Annotated in this window: 6 protein-coding genes; all 6 read right to left on the reverse strand. The window is 59.7% G+C overall.

All coding sequences use genetic code 11. The features are described from left to right. Positions 1–104: 104 nt before the first annotated feature. Complete coding sequence (gene xerD / locus DWW51_RS04270) at positions 105–1,046, reverse strand: site-specific tyrosine recombinase XerD (protein WP_117584232.1); 942 nt, start codon at positions 1,044–1,046, stop codon at positions 105–107. 2 nt (positions 1,047–1,048) lie between these two features. Continuing rightward, the gene (locus DWW51_RS04275; RefSeq protein WP_055286060.1) at positions 1,049–2,710 is read right to left on the reverse strand and encodes a CTP synthase; all 1,662 of its coding nucleotides are present in this window, start codon (positions 2,708–2,710) and stop codon (positions 1,049–1,051) included. Between the two features lie 178 nt (positions 2,711–2,888). Further along, positions 2,889–3,227: a hypothetical protein gene (locus tag DWW51_RS04280; protein WP_040358312.1), complete on the reverse strand. Its 339-nt coding sequence runs from the start codon at positions 3,225–3,227 to the stop codon at positions 2,889–2,891. Between the two features lie 256 nt (positions 3,228–3,483). After that, the gene (locus DWW51_RS04285; protein WP_006234276.1) at positions 3,484–4,965 is read right to left on the reverse strand and encodes a DUF1846 domain-containing protein; all 1,482 of its coding nucleotides are present in this window, start codon (positions 4,963–4,965) and stop codon (positions 3,484–3,486) included. A 605-nt stretch (positions 4,966–5,570) separates the two neighbouring features. Further along, positions 5,571–7,058, reverse strand: a complete 1,488-nt coding sequence (locus tag DWW51_RS04290; protein WP_369832560.1) for a YfcC family protein — start codon at positions 7,056–7,058, stop codon at positions 5,571–5,573. A gap of 138 nt (positions 7,059–7,196) precedes the next feature. Next, on the reverse strand, positions 7,197–8,192 hold the full coding sequence (gene argF / locus DWW51_RS04295) for an ornithine carbamoyltransferase (RefSeq protein WP_006234279.1): 996 nt from the start codon (positions 8,190–8,192) through the stop codon (positions 7,197–7,199). Positions 8,193–8,349: the final 157 nt, after the last annotated feature.

An 8,349-nucleotide genomic window follows, 5' to 3' on the forward strand; every position in this document is an offset into this window, starting at 1 on the left:
CAAAAATGGGACGGGCCCCAGATTGCCCATGCGCGCGCAAAAGCACGTCGCGGCAATCTGGGGCCCGTCCCCAAATACCTATAGATATGCAGGCCAGCGATGTGTTAACGATGTGCCAGCGGGTGCGCCGCCAGATAGACCTCGGTCAGTTGCGTACGATCGACATGCGTGTAGACCTGCGTGGTCGATATATCGGCATGTCCCAAGATCTCCTGTAGCACACGGAGGTCTGCACCGCCCGCAAGCATATGGGTGGCAAAGGAGTGACGCAGCGTATGGGGATGGAGTCCCACCAGCCCCACCTGGCGCCCGTAGCGCTCACAGATGGCATGGATGCCCTGGCGCGACAGACGGCGGCCGTTCTTATTTAAAAAGACCGCTGAGGTCTCGGTTCCGTGGGCATGGGCCGCCAAGCGAGAACGCCCCTTAGTTATATAGCGCGTCAGAGCTCGCGCCGCGCTTCCCACCAACGGGGACAGGCGTTCCTTTGAGCCCTTACCGCGAACGAGCACAAAGCCATCGTCGATATGGATATCGCCAACATCGAGCCCCACCAACTCACTCACACGCAAGCCGCATCCGTAGAGCACTTCCAAGATGGCATGGTCGCGCAAGCCCATCTCGCCCTCGGGGAAGTCTTGATCGAGCAGCGCCGAGACATCCTCCACCGATAGATACTCCGGCAAACGCTCAGCCTTTTTAGGCAGGCGCAACGCCGCCGTTGGATTTTGGGCCACAATCCCATCGCGCACCAAAAAGGCATGCAGGCCCTTCACGGCCGCAAGCGCACGCTCCACCGAGGCATCGGAATAGCCCCCATCGCGACGGTCGGCGACAAAGCCCTCCACGACCTGACGAGTCACCTCATCAAAAGACATGATGCCCGCCCGCTCCAGATACGCGCAGTACGTCGTCAGGTCACGACGATAGGCCGCAATCGTGTTGCGCGCCAAACCCCGCTCGACCGCGAGGTAATCGAGATACTCCCCCGCCGCTACGGCGAGCGACGAGGGAGTAGCTTCGGTATGTTCTTTGTTCGCCGGCACCCTTAGTCCGTAGCGAGGTTCATGGGCGTCACCTGCAGGCGATCGACGCCCTCGTGCTGACCGATCGAGGCACGCACGAACTCTCGGAACAGCGGCTGCGGGTTGGTCGGACGGCTCTTGAACTCGGGGTGAGCCTGGGTTGCCACATACCAAGGATGCACGTCGCGCGGCAGCTCGACCATCTCGACCAGGCGCTCGTCGGGCGACAGACCCGAGATAACCAAACCGGCGTCCTCAAGCTGGTCGCGGAAGGCGTTGTTGAACTCAAAGCGGTGACGGTGACGCTCGTAGACGAGCTCCTCGCCATATGCCTCGCGAGCAAGGGTATCGGCGGCGAGCTTGCACGGATAGGCGCCCAGGCGCATGGTGCCGCCCTTCTCGGTCACGTCCTCCTGCGAGCTCATCAGATCGATGACGCTAAATGGGCCGTCCGGATCGAACTCGGAGGAGCTGGCGCCGGCAAGGCCGACGACGTTGCGGGCGAACTCGCACACGGCCACCTGCATACCCAGGCAAATGCCCAGATACGGAATCTTGTGCTCACGGGCAAACTCGGCCGCGAGGATCTTGCCCTCCAGGGCGCGCTTGCCAAAGCCGCCGGGGACCAGGATGCCCGAGGCGTCGCCCAGAACCTCGGAGACATTCTGCTCGTCGAGGCTCTCGCCGTCGACCAGTTGGACGTCCACATGGCGATCGTAGAAGACGCCCGCATGGTGCAGGGCCTCGATAACCGACAGGTACGCATCGGGCAGCTGCGTGTACTTGCCCACGACGGCGATCTTCACCTTGTCGGCGTGATGGTTGGCGTGATTCTGTTTGCGCAGGAACTCATTCCACTCGCTCATGTCGCGCTCACGCGGGTCCAGACCCAGGCGCTCGCAAATGCGCAGGTCAAAGTCCTGCTCGGCAAGCAGCTGCGGAACATCGTAAATGCTCGCGCAGTCCTCGTTGGTAAAGACGCAATCGGTGTCGACGTCGCAGAAGCTTGCGATCTTCCCGCGGATAGCGTCATCGATATGGTGGTCGGAGCGCAACACGATAATATCGGGCTGGATGCCAAAGCTGCGGAGCTCCTTGACGGAATGCTGCGTGGGCTTGGTCTTGACCTCGTGGGCGGCGGCGATATAGGGAACGAGCGACACGTGGATGTAGCAGACGTTCTCGGGGCCGGCCTCCTTGCGGTACTGACGAATGGCCTCGACAAACGGTTGGGACTCGATGTCGCCGATCGTGCCGCCCAGCTCGGTGATGACTACATCGGAGCCGGTCTGCTCCTCGATGCGGCGGAACTTATCCTTAATGGCATTGGTGACGTGAGGAATCACCTGCACGGTACCGCCCAAAAAGTCGCCGCGACGCTCGCGGGCGATGAGGCTTTTGTAGATGGCACCGGTCGTAAAGTTGGAATCGCGGGTCAGGTTCTCATCAATAAAGCGCTCGTAATGACCCAGGTCCAGGTCGGACTCGTAACCATCCTCGGTTACAAAGACCTCACCATGCTGGAACGGGCTCATGGTACCGGGGTCGACGTTCAGATACGGGTCGGCCTTCTGCATCGTTACTTTGTAGCCACGCGACTTGAGCAGACGGCCCAGCGAGGCCGCGGTGATACCCTTGCCCAGGGACGAAACCACGCCACCGGTTACGAACACATGCTTGGTCATATTGAGTTACCTGCGCTTCCCGTAGAAGTTGTTTATCCACATCTTACGGGTCTTCATTGTAATACTCGCGCCGCGGACCGTCCGCAATTTTTCTCGCGTGCGATTGCATTTCTCGATCTTGAAACAAAACGCCGCCCGGTTTCCCAGGCGGCGTCGCTATGGCAAGGGTTACATGCTGCTATCGATCAGCAACCTCGTCCTCAAGCATTTCTTGAACGAGCATGCCGGTACGGACGCCCTCAAGATACCACTCGCCACGTTCGGTGAGGCAAATGCCATTTGCAAGCTGACCGCCGTCGTCGCTATAACGCGAGACGACATCAATCATGCCTTCGGAATCCAAGCGATCGATTGCGGCGCGGGCACGATACGGCGAAACCCCCACGCGCTCGGCAAGCGTTTTGCGCGAGAAACCATACGGCCCGCCATTGTCTTCGGTTTGCTGGTCGATCTCCATCAACACCAGCACCTCGACACGCTTCATATCGTTGACACTCGCACGACCCTTGCCCGCCATAGCAGCCTCCTCAAACCGAGCACGAGCATCTAACGCGCCGTGCGCGACCGACACACCTCACGATGGCAGGTAATATCCATCATGCGGCATCCCGCTAAGGATGAAACAGTTACGGTTATTGTATACCGCTCAAATTGTTTCTAGGCAGGTAAACGGCTATTTTTCGCCGAAATAGGCACTTTATTGATCAAAAAGCCGTACCGGGCGCTAACCCGATACGGCCAAACTGCAATGCAATTACCGCGGTGCTTCAAACTTAGCGATGGAAGAAACCGCGGCGCTCAAACTTGGGCTCGCAGCACACGTTGATACCCAGTTTGCGCAGTACCGTCTCGTCCGTCGGCGAGATGATCACGCTAAAGAAGGCATCGCAACCGCGCAACTGCTCCAGGCCCGAAAGGACGCGAGCGGCCGTCTCACTCGTGGCCGAGGTGATCGACAGCGCCATAAGCGTCTCGTCGGTGTGGAGGCGCGGGTTTTTGCTACCCAGGAAATGCGTCTTGAGCTTGCTGATGGGCTCGATCGCCTCATCGCTAATGACCTCGAGCTCAAGGTCGACGCCCGAGACATGCTTGAGGGCGTTCATAATGAGCGAACTTGCGGCGCCCAGGCGCGTGGAGGTCTTACCGGTCACCACGGAGCCATCGGGCATGACCATGGCACCCACGGGACCACCCGTCAGCTGTTCCCTGGTGAGGGCCGCCGAGCGTGCCGGTGAGTAGTTCTTATCGATGCCGGCTTTCTTCATAATAATCTTGAGACGGTCGACTTGCTCATCGCCCACGCCGGTACGGCGCACATTTTCGACCGCGGTAAAGTAGCGGCGGACGATCTCCATCTTGGAAGCGTCGCGGCAGGCATCGTCATCGGTGATGGCAAAACCGACCATATTGACGCCCATGTCCGTAGGGCTCTGGTAGGGGCTCTTGCCCAGGATCTTTTCCATCAGGGCACGGACTACCGGGAAGGCCTCGACGTCGCGGTTGTAGTTGACCGTGGTCTTGTTGTAGGCCTCCAGGTGGAAGGAGTCGATGATGTTGGCGTCATCGAGGTCTGCCGTGGCGGCCTCGTAGGCAATATTGACCGGATGCGTAAGGGGCAGATTCCAAACCGGGAAGGTCTCGAATTTGGCATAGCCGGCGGCCGTGCCATGCTTGTGCTCGTGATAGAGCTGAGACAGGCAAGTGGCGAGCTTGCCCGAGCCAGGGCCGGGCGCCGTCACGACAACGAGCGGTCGGGTGGTCTCGACAAACTCGTTCTTGCCATAGCCGTCGTCGGACACGATCAGATCGACATCGTGCGGATACCCCTCGATGGGATAGTGCAGCTTGGCGGGAATACCGAGCGCGTTCAGGCGGTTGCGGAACACATCGGCAGCGGGCTGTCCAGCGTACTGGGTGATGACCACGGCCGCGACAGCAAAGCCGTTGCCGCGGAACAGGTCAACCAGGCGCAGCACATCCTCGTCATAGGTAATGCCAAGGTCACCACGAGCCTTGTTTTTCTCGATGTGGTTCGCGTTGATCGCGATGATAACCTCGACATCGTCGGCGATGCTTTTGAGCATGCGGAACTTGCTGTCCGGCTCAAAACCCGGTAGCACGCGGCTGGCATGATAGTCATCGAACAGCTTGCCGCCAAACTCCAAATACAGCTTGCCGCCAAACTGCGAGATGCGCTCCTTAATGTGAGCAGCCTGCAGCTCGATATACTTCGCGTTGTCGAAACCCTGGCGCATATATGGCTCCCGTCCCGTTTCGTAAATTAAGTTCCTACGCGATTATAACGGAGCCTGCCCTCCCCGATGCCCAGGCCATCAACAGGCACCAACCAAACACGCCATCGATAAGTTGCGGTGAAATAGCTCCTGTTTAACCCCTCAAGACGGCCAAACGGGAACTATTCCACCGCAACTTCCCCTTTTGGCGCAAAGTAACCTGACCCCTTTGCACCAACAGCAGAAACGTCGCGGGCAGAGAACGAACAGCGAACAGACACCAGAGCGAGCAAGCCGCCCCCTGCGCCAACAATGGCAGCGCCGCAGGTTGAGCATAAGTCAGCGAAAGCCCACCAGAGCGAGCAAGGTGACGTGAAAGAGGAGGGCATAGGCCTTTTGGCCATGCCCGACGATTGAACGTCAGATTGCCGCTCTGGCGGGCTTGCAGCGTCGAGTGGTTCCGGCGTTTGGTAAAACGCCGGAACACAAGAGCGCCCCCTCCCGCGCACGGAACGGGAGGGGGCCAAAGGTAGGAGTCTACCGGTGGGGTTACCCCACCGGACAGACGATGACCAGGTGATCCGTTATAGGATCGTCATGGTTTCCGTGGGGTACCCAGGGGGTACTTAGATCATCACGCAAGCGATGGTCAGGATGATGGCGCAGACGACGGAGAGAGCGACGATGAGCTTAAGAGCAAACTTGAGCCAGGTCGTCCACTCGATCTTAGCCAGAGCGAGACCGCCCATGATGGCACCAGAGGTCGGGGTGAACAGATTCACGACGCCGATGGCGGCGGAGAAGATCATGACCATGACCTCGGGCGAGAAGCCGAGCTTAACAGCCAGCGGTCCCATGATGGGCATGGAGACAGTAGCCATACCGGAGGTCGAGGGGATCAGGAAGGACAGGCCGAAGTAGACCAGGAAGCTCATGGGAGCGAAGATCACGCCGGACAGGCCAGCCAGAGCATTGGCGGCAGCGTCGAGGACGTAGACGTCGAGGCCGGTGCTAGCCATGAGGACGGAGATACCACGGGCGAGGGCGATGACGAGGACAACGGACATCATGTCGGCAGCGCCGGTGATGAAGGTGTTGACGATCTGCTTCTCGGAGAGGCCACCGATGATACCGATCAGGACAGCCATGAGGAAGAACCAGGTGGAAGCCTCGTCGAAGTACCACTGGCCAATGGGCAGGCCGGTGATCAGGGCAGACCAGCCCTGAACGATGGCGTTACCGTCGGCGTCATAGACAGCGCCAGCATCGAAGAAGTTGGCGACGCCCTCGTTGAGGTCGGCCAGCGGGATGAAGCCGACGATCATGACGACGAAGGTGAAGGCAAAGGCGATCAGAACACCCTTCTGACGACCGGTGAGCTTGACCTCTTTGTGAACCTCGGAAGCAGCCTTGCCGTGAGCCTCTTCGGCGTCCTTGAGCTCCTGCATCGAAAGGATGGTGGAACCCTTGTCAGCCTTGACCTTCTTGGCATAGCTCATGACGAAGAGGATGGACATAACAGTGGTAACAATCCACAGGACGGCACCGAGGCCGATGATGATGGACTGGTTGACCTCAATGCCAACGCCGGTCAGAGCGTCGACGGCAGCACCGACGGCGAACGGGTTAACCGTGGAGCCGAGGCAGCCGCAGCCAGCGCCGAGCAGGACGGTGGCAGCGCCGACCATAGGGTCGAAGCCAGCAGCCATCATGGTGGCGGCGAGCAGGGCGTAGAAGGGAACGGTCTCCTCGCACATACCATAGGTGGTACCACCGAGGGAGAAGATGAACATTAGCACGGGAATGAGCATGATCTCATTGCCCTTAAGCTTCTGCACCAGAACGGCAATGCCGTTGTCCAGGGCGCCGGTCTCGGTCATCATGCCGAGGAAGCCACCGAGGATCATAACGAAGAGGCAGACGGGCAGAGCGTCAGCGAAGCCCTTGACCGGGGCGGTGCAGAAATCGCTCAGGCGGGCAGCGGTAACCGCGCCACCGGACGTACCGGAGACGATAACGGTAACAACCGCGACGATTGCCAGCAGAGCAAGAAGAATGGTGAACGATGAAGGCATACCGCGCTTTTTCTTAGCGGTCTCAGTCATAGTTCTCATCCCCCCTTCATAAATCATTTACTGATCTCGCCCGAAGCGGCTCTTCCGTGCCGTGCATGTCGCTCGGTGCGAGATTTTTACCAGACAAAAGCGCTCGGGGTGCGCAGGAATGCACCCCGAGCGAGATGCTAGATGCTCTTACTTGAGCGTGGCGTACATGACAGCCTTGATGGTGTGCATGCGGTTCTCGGCCTCGTCGAAGACCTTGGAAGCGGGGCTCTCGAAGACCTCGTCGGTGACCTCCTGCTCGGTGATGCCGAACTGCTCGCACTTCTCGGCGCCAATGGTGGTGTTGGTGTCGTGGAAGCTGGGCAGGCAGTGCAGGAAGATGGCACCCGGGTTGGCCATAGCCATGACCTCGGAGGTGACACGATACGGGGTGAGCTGAGCGATGCGCTCGGCCCAGACCTCGTCAGGCTCGCCCATGGAGACCCACACGTCGGTGTAGATAACGTCGGCACCGGTGACGCCGTCCTTGACGTCGGTGGTCAGCTTGATGGTGCAGCCGTTGGCCTCAGCGATGGGCTTGCAGGCCTCGATGACGTCGTCAGCGGGCATGCACTCCTCGGGGCCGCAGGCCACGAAGTTCATGCCGAGCTTGGAGCAGACGACCATGAGGGAGCGAGCGACGTTGTTCTTGCAGTCGCCCATGAAGACGAGGGTCTTGCCCTTGATGTCGTAGTTGAAGTTCTCCTGGACGGTCAGGATGTCGGCGAGCATCTGAGTGGGGTGCCACTCGGTGGTCAGACCGTTCCAGACGGGCACGCCGGACTTAGCGGCAAGCTCCTCGACGTCGTCCTGGGCAAAGCCACGGAACTCGATGCCGTCATACATGCGGCCGAGAACGCGGGCGGTGTCCTCGATGGACTCCTTCTTGCCCATCTGCGACGAACCCGGATCGAGGTAGGTGACGCCCATGCCCAGGTCCATGCCGCCGACCTCGAAGGCGCAGCGGGTACGGGTGGAAGTCTTCTGGAAGAGCAGGACGATGTTCTTGCCCTCGAGATAGCGGTGCGGAACGCCAGCGCGCTTCATGTCCTTGAAGTTCTTGGAGAGCTTGAGCAGGTACTCGATCTCCTCGGTGGTGAGGTCGAGGAGCTTGAGGAAGCTACGGCCGGAGAGGTTAACACCCATGGTTCGAATCCTTTCGAAGAAATGAATTACGCAAATACTAGTGGTGCCCGTTTGACGGGCGAAACCGGTGCGGTTGTAGGGAGACCGCACCGGAAACGGAAAGACTTAGAGGTCCTCGCGCCAGAAGGGCATGCTCATGCAGCGCGGGCCGCCACGG

Origin of the sequence: Collinsella sp. AF15-51 (assembly GCF_003462845.1) — a bacterium.
Classification (GTDB): domain Bacteria; phylum Actinomycetota; class Coriobacteriia; order Coriobacteriales; family Coriobacteriaceae; genus Collinsella.

Bases quoted from the DNA above. Each gene is read 5' to 3' on its own strand.
- DWW51_RS04275 (WP_055286060.1), bottom strand. From the start codon at position 2,710: ATGACCAAGCATGTGTTCGTAACCGGTGGCGTGGTTTCGTCCCTGGGC.
- DWW51_RS04280 (WP_040358312.1), bottom strand. From the start codon at position 3,227: ATGGCGGGCAAGGGTCGTGCGAGTGTCAACGATATGAAGCGTGTCGAG.
- DWW51_RS04285 (WP_006234276.1), bottom strand. From the start codon at position 4,965: ATGCGCCAGGGTTTCGACAACGCGAAGTATATCGAGCTGCAGGCTGCT.
- DWW51_RS04290 (WP_369832560.1), bottom strand. From the start codon at position 7,058: ATGAGAACTATGACTGAGACCGCTAAGAAAAAGCGCGGTATGCCTTCA.
- argF (WP_006234279.1), bottom strand. From the start codon at position 8,192: ATGGGTGTTAACCTCTCCGGCCGTAGCTTCCTCAAGCTCCTCGACCTC.